The 22,279-nt window shown below is 51.6% G+C and carries 23 protein-coding genes; 14 read left to right on the top strand and 9 right to left on the bottom strand.

Annotation, left to right across the window (positions count from 1 at the left end; translation table 11 throughout):
• Positions 1-13: 13 nt before the first annotated feature.
• The 8 genes from ACYVUV_RS00680 to ACYVUV_RS00715 all read right to left on the bottom strand — a co-directional run bounded on the left by ACYVUV_RS00680 (position 14) and on the right by ACYVUV_RS00715 (position 6,959).
• Complete coding sequence (locus ACYVUV_RS00680) at positions 14-775, bottom strand: hypothetical protein (RefSeq protein WP_439775955.1); 762 nt, start codon at positions 773-775, stop codon at positions 14-16.
• Between the two features lie 4 nt (positions 776-779).
• The gene (locus ACYVUV_RS00685) at positions 780-1,295 is read right to left on the bottom strand and encodes a Panacea domain-containing protein (RefSeq protein ID WP_439775954.1); all 516 of its coding nucleotides are present in this window, start codon (positions 1,293-1,295) and stop codon (positions 780-782) included.
• Between the two features lie 164 nt (positions 1,296-1,459).
• A complete protein-coding gene (cps2T, locus tag ACYVUV_RS00690; RefSeq protein ID WP_484499362.1) occupies positions 1,460-2,647 on the bottom strand; it encodes a beta 1-4 rhamnosyltransferase Cps2T in 1,188 nt (395 codons plus the stop codon).
• Positions 2,648-2,653: 6 nt separating this feature from the next.
• The gene (locus tag ACYVUV_RS00695) at positions 2,654-3,289 is read right to left on the bottom strand and encodes a sugar transferase (RefSeq protein ID WP_439775953.1); all 636 of its coding nucleotides are present in this window, start codon (positions 3,287-3,289) and stop codon (positions 2,654-2,656) included.
• Positions 3,289-4,224, bottom strand: a complete 936-nt coding sequence (locus tag ACYVUV_RS00700; protein ID WP_439775952.1) for an EamA family transporter — start codon at positions 4,222-4,224, stop codon at positions 3,289-3,291. The genes ACYVUV_RS00695 and ACYVUV_RS00700 overlap by 1 nt, the downstream gene beginning before the upstream one ends.
• An 18-nt stretch (positions 4,225-4,242) precedes the next feature.
• The gene (locus ACYVUV_RS00705; RefSeq protein WP_484498901.1) at positions 4,243-5,133 is read right to left on the bottom strand and encodes an NTP transferase domain-containing protein; all 891 of its coding nucleotides are present in this window, start codon (positions 5,131-5,133) and stop codon (positions 4,243-4,245) included.
• Positions 5,133-6,023, bottom strand: coding sequence for a phosphotransferase (locus ACYVUV_RS00710; protein WP_439775950.1), 891 nt, complete (start codon positions 6,021-6,023; stop codon positions 5,133-5,135). Before ACYVUV_RS00710 ends, ACYVUV_RS00705 begins: the two co-directional genes overlap by 1 nt.
• A gap of 123 nt (positions 6,024-6,146) precedes the next feature.
• Entirely contained in the window at positions 6,147-6,959 is an 813-nt protein-coding gene (locus tag ACYVUV_RS00715; protein WP_439777493.1) for a LicD family protein, read from the bottom strand.
• Positions 6,960-7,259: 300 nt separating this feature from the next.
• Between ACYVUV_RS00715 and ACYVUV_RS00720 the strand changes: the two genes are divergently transcribed.
• From ACYVUV_RS00720 to rfbD, 14 genes are all read left to right on the top strand, one after another.
• Positions 7,260-8,249 carry a capsular polysaccharide synthesis protein gene (locus tag ACYVUV_RS00720; protein WP_484498902.1) on the top strand — a complete coding sequence of 330 codons (990 nt, stop codon included), beginning with the start codon at positions 7,260-7,262 and terminating at the stop codon, positions 8,247-8,249.
• Entirely contained in the window at positions 8,242-9,204 is a 963-nt protein-coding gene (locus ACYVUV_RS00725; RefSeq protein ID WP_439775947.1) for a DUF6625 family protein, read from the top strand. Before ACYVUV_RS00720 ends, ACYVUV_RS00725 begins: the two co-directional genes overlap by 8 nt.
• Position 9,205: 1 nt before the next feature.
• The gene (locus ACYVUV_RS00730; RefSeq protein WP_439775946.1) at positions 9,206-10,444 is read left to right on the top strand and encodes a polymerase; all 1,239 of its coding nucleotides are present in this window, start codon (positions 9,206-9,208) and stop codon (positions 10,442-10,444) included.
• A 44-nt stretch (positions 10,445-10,488) separates the two neighbouring features.
• Entirely contained in the window at positions 10,489-11,931 is a 1,443-nt protein-coding gene (locus ACYVUV_RS00735) for an oligosaccharide flippase family protein (RefSeq protein ID WP_439775945.1), read from the top strand.
• Positions 11,932-12,040: 109 nt separating this feature from the next.
• On the top strand, positions 12,041-13,036 hold the full coding sequence (gene dhaK / locus ACYVUV_RS00740; protein ID WP_439775944.1) for a dihydroxyacetone kinase subunit DhaK: 996 nt from the start codon (positions 12,041-12,043) through the stop codon (positions 13,034-13,036).
• A 13-nt stretch (positions 13,037-13,049) separates the two neighbouring features.
• Positions 13,050-13,631 (top strand): dihydroxyacetone kinase subunit DhaL, encoded by a 582-nt coding sequence (dhaL, locus tag ACYVUV_RS00745; RefSeq protein WP_439775943.1) that lies wholly within the window; start codon positions 13,050-13,052, stop codon positions 13,629-13,631.
• 1 nt (position 13,632) lies between these two features.
• Positions 13,633-14,010, top strand: a complete 378-nt coding sequence (gene dhaM, locus ACYVUV_RS00750) for a dihydroxyacetone kinase phosphoryl donor subunit DhaM (RefSeq protein ID WP_016396231.1) — start codon at positions 13,633-13,635, stop codon at positions 14,008-14,010.
• 1 nt (position 14,011) lies between these two features.
• Positions 14,012-14,716, top strand: a complete 705-nt coding sequence (locus tag ACYVUV_RS00755) for an MIP/aquaporin family protein (protein ID WP_484498903.1) — start codon at positions 14,012-14,014, stop codon at positions 14,714-14,716.
• A gap of 10 nt (positions 14,717-14,726) precedes the next feature.
• Positions 14,727-15,248 carry a transcriptional regulator gene (locus ACYVUV_RS00760; RefSeq protein WP_439775941.1) on the top strand — a complete coding sequence of 174 codons (522 nt, stop codon included), beginning with the start codon at positions 14,727-14,729 and terminating at the stop codon, positions 15,246-15,248.
• Between the two features lie 90 nt (positions 15,249-15,338).
• Complete coding sequence (locus ACYVUV_RS00765) at positions 15,339-16,511, top strand: MerR family transcriptional regulator (protein WP_439775940.1); 1,173 nt, start codon at positions 15,339-15,341, stop codon at positions 16,509-16,511.
• 123 nt (positions 16,512-16,634) lie between these two features.
• Positions 16,635-17,672, top strand: a complete 1,038-nt coding sequence (rfbB, locus tag ACYVUV_RS00770; protein WP_439775939.1) for a dTDP-glucose 4,6-dehydratase — start codon at positions 16,635-16,637, stop codon at positions 17,670-17,672.
• A gap of 16 nt (positions 17,673-17,688) precedes the next feature.
• Positions 17,689-18,573, top strand: a complete 885-nt coding sequence (gene rfbA / locus ACYVUV_RS00775) for a glucose-1-phosphate thymidylyltransferase RfbA (RefSeq protein ID WP_439775938.1) — start codon at positions 17,689-17,691, stop codon at positions 18,571-18,573.
• A gap of 25 nt (positions 18,574-18,598) precedes the next feature.
• Positions 18,599-19,207, top strand: a complete 609-nt coding sequence (rfbC, locus tag ACYVUV_RS00780; protein ID WP_439775937.1) for a dTDP-4-dehydrorhamnose 3,5-epimerase — start codon at positions 18,599-18,601, stop codon at positions 19,205-19,207.
• A gap of 15 nt (positions 19,208-19,222) precedes the next feature.
• Complete coding sequence (gene rfbD / locus ACYVUV_RS00785) at positions 19,223-20,197, top strand: dTDP-4-dehydrorhamnose reductase (protein ID WP_439775936.1); 975 nt, start codon at positions 19,223-19,225, stop codon at positions 20,195-20,197.
• 104 nt (positions 20,198-20,301) lie between these two features.
• Here rfbD and ACYVUV_RS00790 read toward each other — a convergent pair whose 3' ends face one another.
• Complete coding sequence (locus tag ACYVUV_RS00790) at positions 20,302-22,272, bottom strand: FAD-dependent oxidoreductase (protein WP_439775935.1); 1,971 nt, start codon at positions 22,270-22,272, stop codon at positions 20,302-20,304.
• Between the last annotated feature and the right edge of the window lie 7 nt (positions 22,273-22,279).

The following is a 22,279-nucleotide window of genomic DNA, read 5'->3' on the forward strand; positions in this document are numbered from 1 at the left end:
GGACTTTAACCCATTACGTCAAGTGCAGTGTATTGAGCAGCACAATTCCCACGGTGAAAAATACAATGGAAACTATCGAAAGCGATATGCAAAATTTAAGATCAATTTGATATTCCCCATCGGCAAAAAGCTTCTTAATGCCGATAAACAGCATCAAAATTATCAAGTAGATGACGATTAGGTACACGCCACCAACTATGAAGGCATATCCCAGAGAAGCGCTAGACAGATTCTTTAAGTCGCTAAACAGATTTCCAAGAATCTCGACGGAGCCCATCATGGCGAAGGACATTGCTGTAAAGATTCCTAAGATCCCGACAAACTCTGAGTAGATGCTTTTTACTTTCTGTTGTGCCTTCTTGGAGTTCTTGACAGCCTTCTCAGCTGCATCGTTTGCGCTTTGGGCAGTACTGTTGATGTAGTCACGCTGGTAGCAGCTTAGCTTTATATGACGTTCAAGCCGTCTAAGATTGTCCGTCTTACTGATATCAACAAATTCTTTAATTCCTTGTGAAAGACTATCGAAATGGCTTTCATTGCTCTTGTTGCCAGTAGTAATTCCCATGAATTTTTCAAGATTGGTAAAGCTAGTTGGGGATAGAGCATATATTTTCTTGCTTATTTCAGGATATGCTCTAGCAAGGTTTTCCGTTTTGCAAAACGTAGTGAGGGCATTTATTACCTTGTCTTGGTTAGCTCTTTTGCTGCTTATATATTCTACAAAAGTGTCAATAGAGTGATTTATGATTTGCTGATCAGAGATTCGTGAAGCCATGGGCTTAAGCCTCGCAGTATTGTGAATCGAAGTTGTTGATATAGCAGCTTTCGATCTCCTGATTGGTATAGTCAGCAGCTGAATAGTTCTTTATTTCATCCTGATAGTTTGACCAACTAGAATCGTTATGAGTCAATTCCATCAGTCTCCAAGTCGGGATCTCAAGCAACTTCAGTAGTTCCGATTTAAGCTTAGGAAAAATATCGCGGCCAACGTCAGCTACAGAAATAGGAGGAATAGGTATAATCGTCAAAGTATCGAGTGAAAAGTCAAAGGCTTCATCATGAATCGGTGAAGACCCATTTGATTTAAAGCAGTCGTAAACCTCTCTTTCTATGGGGCCATACTGCCACTTGGCAAATTCTCCATTTATCAAGCGAGTTTTGTACTTGTGCAGGTAGAATCCCTGCAAGAAGAACAAAATCTTCTGAAGCTTTAAATTGGTTAATTCGATATTGTTTTCCTTAGCAGTATCGATTACAAAGTTTGAAACCCTAAAGACGTCAAATCCCTTGTCCATGTTAATCGCTCCTTTCTCTTGGTATACATTATGTTATTACCTTGGGTTCAAAAGAGCAAGGGAACGCATTCGGCCACTTAACACTATTCCGAAAGAGTAAACGATTTGCCTTACACTAAATAGAATCAGTAAGGCCCGCACCCAATCATGGATGCGGGCCTTCTTCATTTCAGCCACAATTCTTCGTATTCCCCGGCAATCGTGGGCCAGCTGTAGGCATGCGCGACCCGCCCCCGGGCCGCCTGGCCAAAGTCTTCAACCGCCTGCTGGCTGAAGCCTTCAACCTTCTCGATTAACCGCCGCAAACTTCCCGGCTCCTTATTCCAGTAAAGACCAGCTTTTCTGGCAACTTCCTGGTTGAAGGCAACGTCATAGAGCAGGTTTAGCTTGGTGCTGCTAAGGCTCTCCAGAAGCGACGGATTAGTCCCGCCGACTGAGTGCCCGTGCAGGTAGGCGTAGGCATTTTCCCGGATTTTTCTAAGCAAATCCTGGTCGTAAACCGTGCCCACGAACTTGATCCGCGGGTCTTGCTTGAAGTGCAATTTCTCTTCTAGTTTTGCCAAAAAACGCTCGTTAGCCGTGGTGATAATGGCCAAATCCTTCCGGCTCTTGCTCGCCATAAATTCCCTGATCATCGTCTCAAAATTATTCTCCGGCACAAACCGGCCCACGATCAAGTGGTACTGTCCTGTCCGTAATTTTTTCTCCTTCAGCCAATTGTTAAAAAGCTGGTCGCTATCGCTTAATGGACTGGCCGCCAGCTGGCTGCCATAAGCGATGAAGGCAGTCTCCGGCCGGTACTTGCCGTAGTTCTTTAAAATATAGCGCTCAATCGCAATCGAATCGCAGATCACCTGGTCGCAATTTTTGACCATCAATCTTTCTGACACTTGCCAGTATCTCCGGATCAGCCAGGGCCACTTGCCCCGCCGCCATTCATGCCCGTCCGGGTTGATGAAGACCTGTCCGCCTAAGCGGTGGATCTGCTTCACGTACTTCTTTATAAAAGGCCCGATCCGGCAGGCTAGGATGTAAAAAATCGGCCCCTCAATCTCATGCTGCTTGCAATAATCGATCCCATAGTCTAAGGCCGCCAGGTCATAATAGATCGCCTGCGCCGGACCCAGCTTTTCCGGTACCCGGATCTTATAGCAATTCGCGCCCCGGTACTTAAAGCGGATGCGGCTGCCTTCCATGGCGCCATCCCCGTTTTCCTTGCAGGCCACATGGTACTGGATCTTTTCATGATCCGCGTGCTGGTTGAGGAGCTGCTTGACGAAGGTCTCATAGCCGCCATAAGAGCCCAGGCCCTTAGAACCGATAATAAATACATGTCTCTCTTTCAGAAAAATCCCTCCTCACATCCCCGTTGGCTTAAAGAGCAGGCCAAGGGTTTTAAAAATCAACCGCAAATCCAGCCACAGGGACCGCTGGTTGATGTACTTGATATCTAATTGCACCATCTGGTCAAAATCACCCTCGTTCCGGCACTCCACCTGCCACAGGCCCGAGCATCCCGGCTTGACCAAGAGCCTTTGCCAGTCATATGCGCTGTACTGCCTGGCCTCTTCCGGCAGGGGCGGCCGGGGACCGATCAAGGCCATCTCGCCCTTAAGCACATTGACCAGCTGCGGCAGTTCATCCAAGCTATGCCGCCGCATCATCTTCCCGATTTTGGTCACTCTTGGGTCGTCTTTGATCTTAAACATGGCACCCGCAATCTCATTTTTCTCCAGTAAATCTTTTTTCAGTTGGTCCGCCCCCTCGATCATGGAGCGGAACTTCCAGATTTTAAAAGCCTGCCCGTCTTGACCCAGGCGGGTTTGCGAATATAAAACCGGCCCGCCGTCTTCTAATTTGATCTTTACCGCCAAATATAAAAGCAGGGGAGAGAAGAGGGCAAGGCCTAAGCTGCTCAAGCCCAAATCCAGCAAGCGGCTGGCCGTCCGGTAGACCAGCCGCCCCTTTACTTTCCGGTAGTCGATTTTTTCCATCAGTCATCACCTCGCTTAAACAATGCCCGCCAGTCCGCCGCCGTCAAGATGCTGCCGGCAAAGACCAGGCCGGCGAAAAAGATAATCTGCCAGTTGACCAAATCCCGGCCGCCCGCCAGAACCGTAAAGAGAAAGGCCCAGGCCGCGTAGGTCACGTTCAAAGCCATCGCCTTGCTTGGCCCAACTTGCTTAATAGCCCTGTAGTAACAGAAGTAAGAGGCCGTAGCCATAGCGCTGGCGCCTAAGAGCAGCAGGCCCAGCTTCCCCGGCCCCTTGGCCATTAGCTCGCCCACAAAGTCTCCTGCCTGTAAGGCCGTAAGCAACAGCATCCCCGAAATTACGGCTGCCGTAGTCTGCCTAATCTGCAAGGCCTGCCCGGTCTTGATCCCGCCCTTAAAGCACTTGGCCAAAATCACTGCCTCCAAGCCCCAGCCGCCGGCGCACATAATAGCGCTGGCCAGGCCCAAGACTATATTGTCTTCAGTCACTTGCCCGCTAGTAGTCAAGCCATATACTCCGGCTAAACTCGCCAAAAGGCAGACCCAGCGGGAGAGGGGGAGCCTTTCTCCCAATAGCAGCTGGGCCAGGAGGGCTCCAACCGCTGGAAAAAGGGCGCAGGCTACGGCCCCTAAAGCTGGCCCCATGAATTTGACCGCTAAAACATAGCCCGTCATCCCGACCGGGCCGCCAACCGCCGCGGCTAACACAATCCAGCCGGCTCCTTTCTGCCAATTCTTCCAGGCAGACCTTTCCCCGGACGCTAATCTCTGCCCCCACAGCCAGAAGCAAGAGAGGCTGTCATGGAAAAAGGCGCAGACGAAAGGGGCTAAAAAGGCGGCCTCTAAATCCCGGCTGAAAACCGGCAGAGCCACCGCCCCGCCTAAGAGCAGGGTTTCGATGGCCCAAGTAATACCAGCTAAAATTCCCGCTAACATGATCGCCTTCCTTCCTATTTAATAGGGATGCCCCAGCCGCTGGCAGCGGATGACCCGGCCCAGCTGGTAGAGGTAGCAATACAGGCGCCCGTCATGGCGGAAGTGAAAGCCAATCGCCTCGTTGCCCCGGCCCTTGATGGGCTTGATCCGGTCTAATTCGCTTTCTTTGGTAGCTAGAATTTTGGCGCATTTTTTCAAGATATAGGACCGGGAATCCTCTTGGTAGGACTTGTCGAACTGGCGCAAGTCTTCCAGGCTGTCGAATTCCTGGATATTGCCGGCCGGGAACCTGGCCAGCCGCATCTTGAGCAGGTCTAAGTTCTCGGCAAAAATCTCCTCCCAATACTTGCCGCTGGCCGCGTCCACCTTTTTCTCCATGATTTGAAAAAAGCGCCGGGAAAAGTCTTCCCGCCAAAAGGCATGGCCCAGCATGTACCAGGAATTTTTCGCTGACTTGGTCACGCGGTCAATATAGCCCTCCCGGTCAGTCGCGATGCCCCATTCATCAGTTTCTCCTTGGCTGTACTGACCGGCATAGTAGCTGCCGGCCTTTTCCAGGCCCAGGCGGAAGGGGTTGGACAAAAAGTAGTTGTCTGCTGAGCAGATGAAGCTGTTTCTGATCACGCCCCGGGCCAGCCAGAGACTGGCCGCGCTGTTTTGCCGGGCATAGGCAGGATTGTCGATTAATTTCACTCCGTACTTGCCCTTTAAGTAAAAAAGCTGCTCCTTCTTGTAGCCGGTAACGATGTAGATGTCGTTAACTCCGGCCGCTTGTAGCTGGCGGATTTGCCGCTCAAGCAGGACTTCCCCTTTGACCTCGATCAGCCCCTTGGGCTTTTCATAAGACAGGGGAGCAAAACGGGCCCCGGTCCCGCCGGCCAAGATTACCGCGTTGTCGGCGCGCGTCATCAGGCCACCCCCGTTCTTTTCAAGGCTATTGCCGCATACTCCTTGGCATAGCGGTACTGCCGCCGGCCGTAAGGCCCCAGGGCCTGCTTAGGCTGGAAGGCCTCGCACCAGTTGGACCAGAGCAGGCCGCAGATGGCCATATAGCAGTAGATCTTGCTCTTGATGCCTTCCGGGCACTTTTGGTCAAAATACAAATCTAGCAAATGGTCAAGTTCCGCTTTTTCATAGCCGGCGTAGATGGCAAACATGGCCAGGTCCACGTGCGGGTCCTGCATCCCCGCGTACTCCCAGTCGGTTAATTGCAGTTTGCTTTGTCCGCCTTCTTGGTAAAAAAGGCAGTTATCGGCCACCGGATCCAGGTGGGTCAGGCAACTTTCCTTTGGCACTGTGTCTAAGTAGGGCTTTAAGCTAAAAATCTGCTTCTTAATTTCCTGGTAGTCGGGAAAAAGGGAGGGCCGGGATCCCCGGATTTGCTCGTATTGCTTGATCTGGGCAAAGAGGTCGAAGCTATGCGGGACTTCGATCTTGGCCTGGTGCAGGCACTTGGCTTTTTGCACCCAGCGGACTAGGTCACCTTCTTTTTTCGGGTTACAAGAGCGGGCCTGGGGCAAAAAGGGGCTGAGCTTAAAGCCCGTTTCCGGGTCCAGGTACAGGGGGGAGTCGCAGAAATTGTAGGGGGCGATGGCCTGGTAGACCGCGGCTTCCTGCTTTCGGTCGATAATTTGCCGGCCCCGCCTGGGCTGGCGGAAGTGGTAGCTTTTTCCGCCATAATCCAGGCGGAAGGAGTGGTTGGTCATGCCCTTGTGTAAAGGCACGAAATTCAGTTCATCAGGGTCAGCTTGGAAAAAGACGGCAATCGCCGTGACTGCCCGCTGACTTAAGTAGGACATGTGGTCACCTTCTTTTTCTAAAAAACTCGTGATATATCTTGTCCTAACAGCTTAGCATGGCTGATGGATAAGATAAAATGACATCTTTTAATTGCACCAAAAATTCTGCTTATGGTTAAAAGACTATTTGGGATAGATCTTGTAGTCGTGGTGGGGAGCGCGGTCCTTAGCCGGGGGCAATTTCTCATAGTCCCCGTAGTATTCCCGCAAGATGGGAGCAGGATCAGCCGGAACGCGGAAGCTGGACCCGGCAAAAGGGGCGTACTTGCCCTCCCCGAAGTGTTTTTTCTCCAGCATGTGGACCCCGCCATCCGGCCAGGCCGGGACGCCGACCTTCTGCCGGCCCTCTTTCGTTTTGGTAAAAATGATCCGCTGGATTTTTTCATCAACGGCCTGGGCAAAGCCCTCGCCCCAGATCCGGTCAACCGCCTTTTTGTAAATTTGGTGGGCACTTTTGGTCAAAAAGTTCTGGGGCCAGGTCGCCGCGTAGGCGTAGTAGGCCATGTTGACCAGCTTGCAGCGGCGGTAGAGCTGGCGGGCCACCGGGTAGGAAGAGCCGTTTTCGTCCAAGGGGTAGATGTCGGTGAAGATGCCGGCAGAAAACTGCTCGGCGGGCTTGGTGGAAACGAACTCGTAGTCCTGGTTGCTAAAGCGGGCCAGGCCATAGGGATAGCCCGGGCTGTTTTCCCGGGTCGCGATCCGGTAGGGAGCAGGAAGGTCTTTTTCGCAGTAAGCGATGAAGGCCTCGTAATCCCGCCGGGGCATCCAGATGTCGGTGTCATCGTCCCAGGGGATAAAGTCCTGGTTGCGGACGGCGCCTAAGAGGGTCCCGTAGGCCAGGTAGTAGGTCAGGTCCTGCTCTTGGCAAATCCGGTCAATTATCTGGAGATTGTCCAGTTCGACCGCTTGTATCTCGCTAATTGTGAGTTTTCGCATGTCTGCCTCCTTCAAAATTCGTTTTTTGCTTTGTAGTCAAATAATTTAGCAGGCCAAAATATGGCCCGTCAAGTCTGGAAAACTTAAGAAATTCTTTCCTCCTCGTGCAAAAAGTTGCTGGAAATTTCTGAAAAGAAGATTTTTTCCTATTAGGCGACAGCCGCAAAAAGGCGGGGGATTTTTTCACAAAGTCAGTAAAAAATAAGCACGGAATCCGGAAGAACGGGAAATGGTCTTGTACAATCCTGCACTTGTGTGCTAATTTATTGCTTACAAAATTTCACGCGAAGGAGATGACCAATGAAAACACGCGACCTGCGCAAGCTCATTAAACAGCAAGGAGGCTGGGACCTGGTCCGCCAGTACGCCGCGGCCGGCAACCTGCCCCTGGCGGCAGGGCAGCTGCTTCTGCTTGGAACGAAAGAAAAGGCCCTGGAGATCCTCCGCCTCAGCGCCCAGTACCGGGTCAAGGAGAAGCTGGCCAGGCGGTACCGGAAGGAGCTTGACCATTTGGTTAAGCTGCACAAAGATGCTGGGGAAAAAGAGAAGGATAAAAGTAAATCTGAAAATGACCAGCCCTATGTCTGGTTCTGCTGGCTGCAAGGCTTGGCGGAAGCCCCGCAAGTTGTCAGACACTGCTATAAATCAGCTTTGGCGGCTTACGCGGGGAGGGGGAAGCTGACCTTGATCACGGAAGACAACTACCGGGACTATGTGACTTTTCCCCAGGAAATCCAGGCGAAAATTAAGCGCGGAATTATAGATGGCGCGCATTTGGCCGACTTGATCCGGCTGGAGCTCTTGATCAATTACGGGGGCATCTGGACGGACGCGACCGTTTTTTACAGCGGGGATTTGCCGGATTTTCTGTTTAAAAACCGCCTCTTTGCCTACCAGATCGTCAAGCCGGGCAGGGACGGGCAAGCCATCCCCATGTCCAACTGGCTCTTGGTTGCCCCGAAAAGAAACAGGCTGCTTTTGATCACCCGGGACCTGCTCTATGCTTACTGGAGAAGGCATGACAAGTTGCTTGACTACTATATTTTCCACATCTTTTTCCAGCTGGCGGCTGAGGCCTGTCCAAAAGACTTCGCGAAGGTAATCCCTGTGGACAGCGGGGCCCCGCATTTGTTAGGCCTGCGCTTGTTTGACCAGTATGAACCGGATTTTTGGCAGGCGATTAAAGACCAAACTAGCATCCATAAGCTGTCTTACAAGTTTCCGCCGGGGATGTTTTTGCAAAAAGGGACCTATTATGCCCAAGTCGTGAAAGGAGGCAAAAATGGCTAAAAAGAAGAAACTGGCCTTAGTGATTTGTTACTTTGGGCCTTTGCCGGCCTACGCGGATTTGTTCTTCAGATCGGTTAAGGAAAATCCGGCAACTGACTTTATTCTGGCCACCGACCAGCTGGTCAAAAATCCCCCGGCCAATCTCCAGGTCAAGTACCTGACTTTGGCGGACTTGCGGGAAAAGTTCCAAAAGAAGCTGGGCTTTCAGATCCGGCTGCACTCGCCCTACAAAATCTGCGACTACCGGCCGGCCTTTGGCTGGCTTCTGTCCGACTGGCTCAAGGACTACCGCTATTGGGGCCACTGCGATTTGGACCAGGTTATGGGGGACTTGGAGAAATTTTTGCCGGAGAAATTGCTGGAAAAATACGACAAGGTCTACCAACATGGCCATCTGACGGTCTTCCGCAATACTTTGGCCAACAACCTCCGCTTCGTGGCCAAGGGCGGGCTGAATTACCGGGAAGTTTTCCAGACAGACCTGCCCTGCGTTTTTGACGAGGTGGAAGGGATTCAGAAAAAGTTTACAAAACTCGGCGCCAAGTGCTGTTTAAAGCGGGACTTCGCCGACATCTACTCTTGGCGCGAGCAGATGCGGCGGACCAAGTCGTACTTGCAGGGGCGGGAGAAGAAAAAGCTGAACAGCGCCCGCCAGGTCTTCTTTTATGAAAAAGGCCGGGTTTACCGAGCCTACTTTGCCGGCGGGAAAATGAACTATGAGGAGCTGGCCTACCTGCATTTTCCGAAAAGGCGGATGCGGCAGAATTTTTACCAGAGCGATTCTTACTTTATTGGTAAGGACGGATTCTATGCTAAAGAGCCGGGCTTTAATGTGACCATGGGGGAGATCAAGCGCTATAACGGCTTCAGCCTAAAGGGCGAAGCCCGGGTGAAGCTGGCTTATTGGACCTTCATTTGGAGCCGGCGGTATCGTAAGTACGTCCTTAAGCGCTAGTATGGTAGTCCGCTTGCGCCGGCAGAACCTGGTCACCCTCTACTTAAGCGGGCAGATGCTGTGTTTTGCCTGCTTGAATCAACTTTTTCCCATCCCTTTGGTCGACAGCCAGGATGAAATTTTGGCCGTTTTTTGCCTGATCGGGATCGTTTGTGCGCTAATGACCAAAAGTCTGAGCAAGGGAAAAGCGGGGCTTTTGTTAAAAGCCGGCTTTGCCCTGGCCCTTGTGGAAAGCCTGGGGATAATCTCGAACGGGATGTCGGGGCTAATCAGCGGGATGCCGGTTTTAACCGACGCCTTTAAACTGGTCAAGCTGCCCTCGGTCCTCTTTTATGTCAGCTGCGTCCTCCGGCCTTGGGAAAAAAGGACGATTGTGAGCAACCTGCTTTTTTCCAGCAAATGCTTTATTTTAATTGCTTTCCTAGGAGGTATTGTCAATCTGGCGGTTGACCTGGGCTTTAGCTACGACCTTCGCTATGGGATCCGGTCTTATAAGTTTATCTATGAGAACCCGGCGGCCTTAAACGAGGTCCTGCTAGTCTCTTTAGTGCTGATCATGCTGGGTGAAAAAAGCGGAAAAAAGGGCAGGGAAAATAAGTGCGGACTTAGCTGTGGCAAGGTCTGGCTCCTTTTGTACCTGGCAACTGTGGCCATGACCTTGCGGGCTGGGGGAATCGGGGCCAGCGGGATCTTGCTTTTATGCCTGCACTTTGAGAAAAAGGGAATCCAGCTGACCTGGAGAAAAGGCGTCAGTGCGGCCTTCATGGCTTTTTGCCTGGGCTATCCCCAGGTCAAGGAGTACTTTTTCAGCGAGACGGTCAGGTCGAAATTGCTCCGGCATTCCTTGATTGTTTTGCGGGACTGCTTTCCTTTAGGCAGCGGTTTGGCGACTTACGGGTCAGACCAGGCCTTTAAGCACTACTCCCCCCTTTACGTCCGCTTTGGTTTTCACCATGACTATGCTTTGGCCCCGGAGACGGGCTTTGCCATGAACGACAACTTCTGGCCCATGCTCTTAGCCCAGTTTGGCCTCTTTGGTGCTTGCCTGTATGTGTACTGGCTAGTTGCCCAGTTTGCCTACTGCTTGAAAAAGGTGCCGCCAGGGCAAGCGCGGGCAGGAGCCTTGGGGATTATTGCCTTTTTCCTGATTAGTTCTTTGGGCAACCCGATTTTTACCAGCGCCTCGGGAGTCTTTCTGGCGGTGGCTTTGGGCTTGACCAGTGATTTTTTGCAAAAGTAACAAGGAAAGCTAAAGAAAACAAGAGAAATAGAGAGAGGTGACAGATGGAAAAAGCTAAGAAATCGCTGTCCCGCAACGCCTTGGCCAGCGGCCTGCAGACGGGGACCCGCTTAGTCTGTGCCCTGGTGACCTACCCTTATTTGGCCAGGATCTTGCGGGTTGACCAACTGGGTCAGTACGACTTCGCGGCCACGATTGTCAGCTGGGCGGCGCTAGTGGCGGGCCTGGGCATCTACGCCTATGGGGTTAGGGAAGGGGCAAAAAAGCGGGATGACCCGGAAGAGCTGTCCCGTTTTGCTTCGGAAGTCCTGGTCATCAACCTGGCCTCGACCTTGCTGGCTTACTTGGGTCTGGCGGCCTGTCTGCTTTTTTCCAGTAAGCTAAGAGAATATGGACCGCTGATTTGGACACTAAGTTCCAACATTATTTTTACGACCTTGGGCTGCGAGTGGCTCTACGCGATTCATGAGGAATACGGCTACCTGGCTCTGCGTAACATTTGCTTTCAAGTTTTGTCTCTGATTCTGCTCTTGACATATGTCAAGGATGAAAGCGATCTATTGTTATATGCTTGGACTACGGTGGCGGGCAGTGCGGGGGCCAACTTGATCAACTTTATGCGGCTGGGCAAGTACTGCACCTGGTCTTTGACCTGGCATTTTTCTTGGCAAAAGCACCTCCTGCCTATCCTCGTCTTATTCGCCAACGCTCTGGTCAACCTGCTTTATGTAAGCGCGGATGTAGCCCAGATGGGTGTGATGACCAGCGACTATTATGTGGGCCTTTACTCAGTGGCCAGCAAGGTCACGGCCCTGCTTAAGCAATTGTTAGGTGCTGTCATCATTGTTACCGTGCCGCGTCTGGCTTGCTTATATGGGCAAAAGGGCGGAGTGCTTTTTCAAAAATTGGCCCGGCAGATTGCGGATTTGTTAGTGACGCTGGCCTTGCCGGCTGCCTGCGCCTTGTTTGCCTTAGGCGAGGAGGTTGTCATTTTAACCGCGGACTTAGATTTCGCGCCAGCCGCGGGGGCCATGAAGCTTCTGGGATTGGCCTTGGTCTTCTCACTTTTGGCTTGGTTTTACATGGCGGCGGTTTTAGTTCCGGCTAGGCAGGAGAAGGCGGCTTTGCTGGCAATCAGCATCGCTTCTGTAGTCAATATTTGCTTGAACTTCCTGCTGATCCCGGCCTTTAAGGAGGCGGGGGCGGCGCTAGCAACCTTACTTGCCGACCTGGTGACTTGTCTGGCTTGTTACTTTTTGGCGAAAAAGTCAGCCCGCCTCTTGCCCAGCGGGAAAAAGCTGGCCAGCAGCCTGCTCGGCTGCCTCTATGTTTACTTGGTTTGCCAAGCTGCTTTAGCTAAGGGACTAGGGCCAGGAGCGACGGTCTTTTGGTCAGCCCTCTGGGCCATCCCCGGTTACTTTGTGATTTTATATCTGCTTGGCAACCGGGTCTTGCTGGAATTTAAGCACGGAAGTAGACGGGAGTAGTGATTAAGCCGCTTGACCGGACAAGTTCTGAAAATTGTCCGTTGAAAAGATAACGCTTACAATATATGATGTGATTAAACAAGTTGGAAGAAGTAAGGAGGTTTTTCCGATGAAAAAGATCATTAATGACCCAAGCAATGTTGTTGAAGAAATGGTAACTGGCTTAGCCGGAATGTACCCGCAATACGTTGAACGGATTCCTGGCACAACTGCCTTAGTCCGCAGCGACAAGGACTCAATGACCGGCAAGGTTGGTCTGGTCAGCGGCGGTGGCAGCGGCCATGAACCAGCTCACGCTGGTTATGTTGGCAAAGGGATGCTGACTGCGGCTGTTTGCGGGCAAGTCTTTACTTCCCCGACTCCAGACCAGATCTACGAAGCCATTAAGGCAGCTGACCAAGGCAAGGGCGTCTTCTTGATCGTCAAGAACTATTCTGGTGACGTGATGAACTTTGACATGGCCAAGGATTTGGCCGCTATGGACGACATCGAAGTCCGCTCTATCGTGGTTGACGACGACATCGCCGTGGAAAACAGCCTTTACACTCAAGGCCGGCGCGGGGTGGCCGGGACCGTCTTTATGCACAAGATCTTAGGTGCGGCTGCTGATCAAGGTGCCAGCCTGGATGAGATTGAAGAATTAGCCAAGGCAGTATTGCCACACATCAACACGATTGGTGTTGCCTTGTCAGCAGCTACGGTTCCAGAAGTTGGCAAGCCAGGCTTCGTTTTAGCTGACGACGAGATTGAATACGGGGTCGGGATTCACAGCGAACCAGGCTACCGCAGAGAAAAGATCAAGCCATCCAAAGACCTGGCCCAAGAACTGCTCAGCAAGATCGATGAAAGCTTGAAATTGTCTGCTGACAAGAAGTACGCCGTTTTGGTTAACGGGATGGGGGCAACTCCACTCATGGAACAATACATTTTCAGCAAGGATGTCTTGGACTGGCTGGACACTAAGGGCATTAAACCTGTCTTCACCAAGGCTGGCAACTACATGACCTCTATCGATATGGCCGGGATTTCCTTGACGGTGATGGAAATCGCCGATGACAAGTGGCTGGACTACTTGAACTACCCAGTTGAGACGATCGCTTGGTAAGGGGGAGCAAAAAATGGAACTGACGACAGAACTTTTAGACAAGTGGATGGCAATTTTTGCGGAAAAAATCGAAGCCAACAAGGCTTACTTAAGTGACCTGGACACTCCGATTGGCGACGGGGACCACGGCAATAACATGGCCAGAGGGATGGCCGCGGTTGAAGAAGCCTTGCAGACTAAAAAGCCGGCTGATTTGACCTCTGCCTTAAAGCTGGTAGCGATGTCTCTTATCAGCAAGGTCGGCGGGGCTTCAGGCCCCCTCTACGGGACTGCCTTCTTGGAAATGGCCAAGCTGAGCGCCAGTGAAACTGACCTGGCGAAATTGACAGAAGCAGCCCTTTTGGGAATCAAGAAGCGGGGCGGTGCTGAACCTGGCGATAAGACCATGGTCGATGTTTGGTCAGCGGTCGTACCGGCTTTAGCCAAGGGCAACTTAACTGACGACCTCATTCAAGAGGCAGTTGAAAGCACTAAGCCGATGCAAGCCAAAAAGGGGCGGGCATCTTACTTAGGTGAGCGGTCAATTGGCCACTTGGACCCAGGTTCAGTGTCTAGCGGCTACCTCTTTACGGCCTTGCTGGAAGCGGAGGCTTAAGATGACTTATGGTATTTTGATCGTGTCCCATGTGCCAGAAATCGCGGCTGGTTTGCCAAAACTGCTCAAGCAGGTAGCGGCTGACGTGCCGATCACCTTTGCTGGTGGTACTGATGACGGCGATATTGGGACAAGTATGGAAAAAATTGGGCAGGCAATTGAAGAAAATGCTGCTGACGAGCTGCTGGCTTTTTACGACCTGGGCAGTGCTAGAATGAATCTGGACATGGCCGGGGAGTTTGCCGAAAAAAAGGTCCGCGTTTATGACGTGGCCTTGATCGAAGGCTCTTATGTGGCGGCTTCGCTCTTGCAGGCCGGCGTTGGCTTGGCTGAACTTGAAAGCCAGCTGGCGCCTTTGAAAATTAAAGGAGATGACTAAAATGAGCGGCTTTTTAGGAGAGTTCTTAGGAACGATGATTTTGATCGTGCTGGGTGTTGGTTGTGGGGCCGGCATCAGCTTGAATAAGGCTTATGCCAAGGGGCAGGGCTGGCTGTTTGTCACCCTGGCCTGGGGCATGGCAGTAACTTTCGGCGTTTACGTGGCTGGCCAATTTGGCTCACAAGGCCACCTCAATCCAGCGGTAACAATTGGCTTCGCGGCCTTCGGCTTCTTCCCATGGAGCCAGGTAATGCCGTATTTGCTGGGACAATTCGCGGGTGCTTTTGTCGGGGCAGCACTGGTAATCCTGCACTACTACCCGCACTTCAAGGCGACCAAGGCTGACGAAGGCAACAGCGTAGGGATTTTTGCGACTGGCCCAGCCATCAACAATCCTTTCTTCAACTTCTTGAGTGAAACGATCGCGACTTTTGTCTTTGTCTTTACCCTGCTCAACCTGGGCAACTTCACCCAAGGCTTGAAGCCGTTGATCGTCGGTTTCTTGATCATGGTGGTCGGCCAGGCTTTGGGCTCAACGACTGGCTTTGCCTTGAACCCGGCCCGTGACTTCTCACCTCGTCTGGCTTACGCAATTTTGCCAGTGCCAAACAAGGGCGGAGCTAACTGGGCTTATGCCTGGGTTCCTGTTTTGGGGCCAATCGCTGGCGGTCTTTTAGCCAGCGGCCTGCAGGCTCTGTTAAAATAAAGAGTGCGCTATGTCAGAAAGTTTAAAGCTGCACATCTCGCAAGTTTTTAAAGATGAGGTGGCCAAAAACGGCTTTAACCATGTCAGTGTTGCCAAGGTCATGAAGAAGAGCGGGATTAGGCGGCAGACTTTTTACGAGAACTTCAAGGACAAGTTCGATCTTTTGGATTATACTATCAAGTCGATGATGGAAAACGATATCGAGAGCAATATCGGCTACCTGGATTGGGAAGGAATCATCTTTTTGGTCTTTTACGGGATCGAATTGAACAAGGATTTCTACAAGAGCGTATATGCAAGCCAGACGGAGGTTGATGTGGTTGGAGAAATTTCCAGCCACATTGCCGTCTTGCTCAAGCAGATCATTGAAGAAGAAGGAGCAGATTATAACCAGCAGGCCAAGGATTTCGTGGAAACCTTCTGCCTAGGCTTGACCTATACGATGATTGACAATCTTTTCCGGCCGCATCCCCTGGAATACGACGTTATCGCCAGCAAGGTCGACAACGCCCTCCACTTCACCATGAACTAGCCAAAACTTTACCCTTGAACTCCAGCTTGAGCTCAAGGGTATTTTTGTCTGGAAAAAATCGGTTATAATCAAAGGCAGAAAGGAGCCGCCATGACCGACTACTACACATCCGGCGAATTCGCCAAGCGGGCCCATGTGTCCGTTAGAACGATCCGCTACTATGACCAGCAGAACCTCCTCAAGCCTTCAGCCAGAAGCAAGGGCGGGGCCAGACGTTACAGCGACGCTGACTTCGCCAAGCTCCAGCAGATCCTGCTGTTAAAATACCTGGGCTTTTCCTTAGGGGAAATCCGCGGCCTGACTTTGGGGACCAGCGACAGGCGCCGCCTCCTGGATTCCCTGCAGATCCAGCGGCGCCTGGTGGAAGAGCGGATTGAAGAAATGACTGCCGTTGAAGCCGCCATCGACTCAACCACCCAAACCCTGGAGGCCGGCAAGCCGGTTGATTGGAGCCGGATGCTGGAACTGCTCCACCGGTCAACCATGACCCAGAGCCTCAAGACCCAGTACCAGAACGCCACCAACATCTCTGCCCGGATCCGCCTGCACCGGGACTACTCCATGAACAAGGAGGGTTGGTTCCCCTGGCTTTTCCGCCAGCTGGACTTGGTCCCTGGTTTAAAAATCTTAGAGATCGGCTGCGGCAATGGCGAACTCTGGGCCACTAGCCACGACCGCCTGCCGGAGGACTGCCAGGTCATCTTGACCGACATTTCAGAAGGGATGCTGGCCGATGCCAAAAAAGAAATCGGGGAAGACAGCCGCTTTTCCTATGACCGTTGCGACGCGGCTCACTTGCCTTTTGCCGATGAAGAGTTTGACCTGGTCGTCGCCAACCACATGCTTTTTTACTGCGATGACATCCCCCAGGTCCTTAAAGAAGTCCGCCGAGTTTTGAAAAAAGGTGGCCGCTTCTGCGCGTCAACTTACAGCAAGCGCCACATGCACGAAATCACTGACCTGGTCCAGGAGTTCAACTCCCAAATCGTCCTCTCTTCCGTCAACCTCTACGACCGCTTCGGCTTAGACAACGGGGAAGAGATCCTGGCTCCATTTTTTGCCCAAGTAACCTGCCGGCGCTACGCTGACGCCATCGACTTAGACGAAGCAGAACCAGTTATTTCTTATATCTTGTCCTGCCACGGCAACCAGAACGCGCTTCTGCTCGACCGCTACCAGGAGTTTAAGCAATTCGTTGAAGATGAAGTCGCCGGGGGCTTCCACATTACTAAAGACGCCGGGACCTTTATCTGCCGCAAATAACTGCCATTTTTAAAAAACGGCAGTTATTTTATTTTGCCTATTGAAGCTTACGTAACGTCATGTTTTATACTTTGAGTCAGTCAAGAGAAAAAATTGCTTAGTTTGAACTCGGAGGTTCATTACATGAAAATTATCGTTACCGGTGGTGCCGGCTTTATCGGCTCCAACTTTGTCTTCTACATGATGAAGAAGCACCCAGACTATAAGATCATCTGCCTGGACAAGCTGACTTACGCGGGCAACCTGTCAACCTTGAAAGATGTCATGGACAAGCCAAACTTCCGCTTCGTCAAGCTGGACATCTGCGACCGCGAAGGCGTCTACAAGCTTTTTGAAGAAGAACACCCGGACGTTGTTGTCAACTTCGCTGCTGAAAGCCACGTTGACCGGTCAATCGAAAACCCGGAAATCTTCCTGCAAACCAACATCATCGGTACCTCAGTTTTGATGGACGCCTGCCGCAAGTACGGCATCAAGCGTTACCACCAAGTATCAACTGACGAAGTTTACGGCGACCTGCCGCTGGACCGGCCAGACCTCTTCTTCCACGAAGACACGCCGCTGCACACTTCCAGCCCATACTCATCATCAAAGGCCAGCGCTGACCTTTTGGTCGGGGCTTACGGCAGAACTTACGGCCTGCCTGTAACTATTTCCCGTTGCTCAAACAACTACGGCCCTTACCAATTCCCGGAAAAGCTGATCCCATTGATGATCCAAAGAGCCTTGGACGACAAGCCTTTGCCAGTTTACGGTGAAGGCCAAAACGTCCGCGACTGGCTCTACGTTGAAGACCACTGCAAGGCCATCGACTTGATCTTGGAAAAGGGCACGGTTGGCGAAGTCTACAACATCGGCGGCCACAACGAAATGCACAACATCGACATTGTCAAGCTGATCTGCGACTACCTGGGCAAGCCTTACTCCTTGATCGAACACGTTACTGACCGCAAGGGCCACGACCAACGCTACGCGATCGACCCAACCAAGATCCACGAAGAACTTGGCTGGCTGCCGGAAACCATGTTCAAGGACGGTATCAAGAAGACCATCCAATGGTACCTGGACAACAAGGAATGGTGGGAAAACATCATCTCCGGTGACTACCAGAACTACTACCAGGAAATGTACGGCAAGAAGCAGGTTTTAGACGAAAAGTAAGAGGCAAGGAAGAAAAATGAAGGGAATTATCTTAGCAGGTGGTTCAGGCACTCGTCTGTATCCATTAACCCTGGTCACCAGTAAGCAGCTTTTGCCTGTTTACGACAAGCCAATGATCTACTACCCGTTGTCAACCTTGATGCTGGCCGGGATCAAGGACATCTTGGTCATTTCCACGCCAGCTGACACGCCGCGCTTTAAGGAACTTTTGGGCGACGGGTCACAATTCGGCATCAAGCTCTCTTACAAGGTTCAGCCAAGTCCAGACGGCCTTGCTCAAGCCTTTACCTTGGGCGAGGACTTCATTAACGGCGAACCTTGCGCCATGGTCTTGGGTGACAACATCTTCTACGGCAACGGCTTTACTGACATGCTGGAAAACGCCGCAAAAGACGCGCAAAACGGCCGGGCAACGGTTTTTGGCTACTACGTCAACGACCCGGAACGCTTTGGCGTTGTCGAATTTGACAAGGACGGTCACGCTATCTCCATCGAAGAAAAGCCGGCTCAGCCAAAGAGCAATTACGCCGTAACTGGTTTGTACTTCTACCCGGCTGGCGTGAGCGAAAGAGCTGCCCAGGTTAAGCCAAGTGCCCGCGGGGAAGTGGAAATCACTTCTTTGAACGAGATGTACTTAAACGACGGCATCCTGGACGTCCAGCTTTTGGGCCGGGGCTATGCTTGGCTGGACACCGGGACGATGAAGAGCCTGGTAGACGCTTCAAACTTCGTTAAGATGGTGGAAGAACGGACTGGGGTAAGCATCTCCGCTCCTGAAGAAATTGCCTACGTGCACGGCTGGATCGACGAAGACAAGTTGATGGAAGCAGCCAAGCACTATGGCAAGAGCCCTTACGGCCAGCACCTCAAGGCGGTGGCTGAAGGCAAGCTGAAGTATTAGTTTTTTAGAAAGAAGAATCAGAAAAATGGGTCAAATCAAAGTTGAAAAGAATGTCGGCGGTATTGAAGGTCTGGCAGTTATCACGCCAGCAGTTCACGGGGACGACCGTGGCTACTTCATGGAAACCTACAACGAAAACGACATGAAGGAAGCTGGTTTTGACATCAACTTCGTCCAAGACAACCAATCAAGTTCAACCAAGGGCGTTTTGCGGGGCCTGCACTTCCAAAAGCACTTCCCGCAATGTAAGCTGGTCCGGGCCGTTCGCGGGGACGTCTTCGACGTTGCCGTTGACCTGAGAAGCGACTCCAAGACCTACGGCAAGTGGTACGGGGTTGAACTGACCGCTGAAAACAAGAAGCAATTCTTGATTCCAGAAGGTTTTGCCCACGGCTTCCTGGTTTTGAGCGATGTAGCTGAATTCTGCTACAAGGTTAACGACTTCTGGCACCCAAACGATGAAGGCGGCATGGCTTGGAACGACCCTGAAATCGGGATTGAATGGCCACAAGTTGTTGGCGAATACCCAGGCTCAGCTGACGCCAGCGGCTACGCTTTGGAAGACGGCACTAAGCTGACTTTGTCCGACAAGGACCAAAAGTGGCAAGGGCTTAAGGACACTTTCAAGTTTTAATTGGGAGGAAAAAGCATGAAGGTTTTCGTAACTGGCGTCAACGGTCAACTGGGCCACGACGTGATGAACGAATTGGCTAAGCGCGGCTACGAAGGCGTAGGCAGCGACTTGGTTCCAGAATACAGCGGGATCGCTGACGGCTCAGCTGTTACTACTGCACCTTACGTTTCCCTGGACATTACTGATGCAGAAGGCGTAAAGAAGGCCATCAAGGAAGTAAATCCGGACGTGATCGTTCACTGCGCTGCCTGGACTGCGGTTGATCTGGCTGAAGATGACGACAAGGTTGAAGCTGTCCGCAAGGTTAACACTGAAGGTACCCAAAACATCGCCAACGTAGCCAAGGAATTAGACGTGCCAATGGTTTACATCTCCACTGACTACGTTTTCGATGGCCAGGGCACTACGCCATGGGACCCGGATTTCAAGGGCTACAAGCCAATGAACGTTTACGGGGAAACCAAGCTGGGCGGGGAACTTGCCGTATCTGAAACTTTGGACAAGTACTTCATTGTCCGCATCGCCTGGGTCTTCGGCTTGAACGGGAAGAACTTCATCAAGACCATGCTTAATGTGGGTAAGACTCATGATGAAGTCAAGGTGGTCAGCGACCAAATCGGTACGCCAACTTACACTTTGGACTTGGCCCGTCTTTTGGTCGACATGATCGAAACCGACAAGTATGGCTACTACCACGCAACCAACGCGGAATTGCCGGAAACTGCCAGCGGCTATGATGAAAACGGCACCAAGACCGGTTATATCAGCTGGTACGATTTCACCAAGGAAATCTACCGCCAGGCTGGCTACAAGACCAAGGTAACCCCGGTTACCACGGAAGAATACGGCCTCTCCAAGGCTGTACGGCCGTTCAACTCACGTTTGGACAAGAGCAAGCTGGAAAAGAACGGCTTCAAGCCGCTGCCAACTTGGCCAGACGCCGTGCACCGCTACTTGGAAGCCTTGAAGGCTGACGGCTTCTTTGACTAAGCAATTTTTGCAAGCACTGGACGATTGTCCGGTGCTTTTTTGCTAGAAAAAAAGTGCCGAATGACTGCTCAGCTAAGCAATCATTCAGCACTAATTCAAGCTGCTTAAAGTTTTTCGTATAATTCTTCTGCTAAAAGTCGGCCTTCAGTGGAGTAGCAGGCATAGGAGAAGCCACCCATGTAGTATTCGGTGAACAAGTCACTGGTTGACATTTCACCTACCGCGTAGAGGTCGCGGAAGTCAGAACCATCTGCTTTCTTTACTGCAAAGGTATCATGGTTGATCTTCACCCCGCCGATCGTGCCCCAGGAACCAGGCATTACGTAGAAGGCGTAGAGCTGCTTTTCATTCAAGGGTCTGATCTTGGATTGCGGCTTGCCGAATTCATCATTGCCATCTGCGGCAGCCTGCTTGTAGCTGGCAAAGGTCCGCTCAAGCTGCTTTTCGTCCAGGCTCAGCTTTTCAGCCAATTCAGCAACAGAAGCAGCCGTTACGTAAAGCTTGGCATTTTCATCCAGCTTATGGATTCCCTGGCGCAGAATTTCCGGCAGGTTTTCGTCATCGTAAAGCAAATAGTATCTGTCACTGCCGTGGCGGTACATTCTTGAGGTGACTTTCAAGCTGTCATAAGGTGCTTCATTGGTAAAGCGCTTGGCCTGACTGTCAATGATCATGCCGGTTGAATAGTCGGGAACGTTGTTCCAGGTAATGTATAATTGCGGGTTGAAGTCAAGATTACCATTTTTGTAAACATCGTTGTCGGAGAAGGCGGCCCCGATTTCTTGAAGCAGCTGGTAGCCGTCAGCAGTGTTTTCCCGGCTGGCCTGGTTGAAGACATGCACGCTGGCTACCGCAGGCGTGTTCTTTTTAAGCAGGTCTGGAGCATATGACGCGCCGCCAGTAGCCATAACGACGGAGCCAGCAGTAATCGTAAAGTCAGAGCCGTCTTTGCTTTCGACCTTGATGCCGGTTGCCTTGTCGCCATCTGTCAAAATTTGGGTAACCCGGCTGTTGAGGATGATCTTGCCACCATGCTTTTTGATGATGTCACTGAGAAGTTCATCGACTCTGGCCCCGTTGGCGAAATTGCCGTAAACGATCGGCCCTTGACCAATGAATGTTCCCTTGGTATTGGTCATGCTGACCAGTTGGTCAAAAGTCTTGCCGGATTCAGTCATCAGCTTCTTCATGAACTCTCTGTCGTGCGCCTTTTGGGCATCGGCGTTAACGTTGTCAACATAAGTCATGATGCTATCGATACTGTTGTCAATGCCTTGCTTTTTAGCGAGCTTGGAGTTTGCTAAGGCGTAAACGGCTCCCGCGTATCTTGAAGAGCCGCCAACTTGCTCGCCTTTGGCCACGACAACGACGTCCAGACCCTTAGTGGCAGCGAAGGCACCAGTCATTAAGCCACTTAAGCCGGCTCCGGCAATAACGACGTCGGCGGTTAAATCTTCATGGTTGATGGTCAGTGGACGGTGGTAGGCCTTGCTGGTCCAGGCAGCTAAGTTACCGCCGGCTTTTTCCACTGCATCCTCGCTGGCGGAAATAATTGCCTTTGAAGTGAGGGTAGCGCCGGAAACCGCGTCAACGTTCAAGGTCTGCTGGCTGACGATTTCCTTGGGAATCAGCTTTACGGCCTCATCGCCAACATTTGGCGTTTCATGGCTGGAGATAATTTTGAGATCGCCGATGCGGTGGTCAAAAACGTCAAGCTTAACGGCTAATTGCCCGCCGTGCCCGGATCCATAGCCGATATAGCTGCCTTCAGTTAAGGCGAGGCTGGTTGACTTTGCCTTGCCTTCGGCTTGTCTCAAGGCATCTTTCACTGCTGCTTTAACGCCTTTGGTGGTCAGGCTGGCGCCGGTTACACCGTCGATATCAGCGGATTGCTTGTCGATGATCTGCTTAGCGAGTTCTTCATCAGCGCTTTGGCCCACGTTTCTGCTTTCGTTTTTCAAGTCAAGGCTTGCCTTGGTTATCTCGCTTTCGTTGACGGTTAGTGAGACGCTTAGGTCGCCAATACCTTTGCCCTTGCCAGTGTAAGTGCCGGGGTTAAATTTGCTTTTTGTCATTGTTTTG

The organism is Lactobacillus sp. WILCCON 0149 (assembly GCF_057197965.1).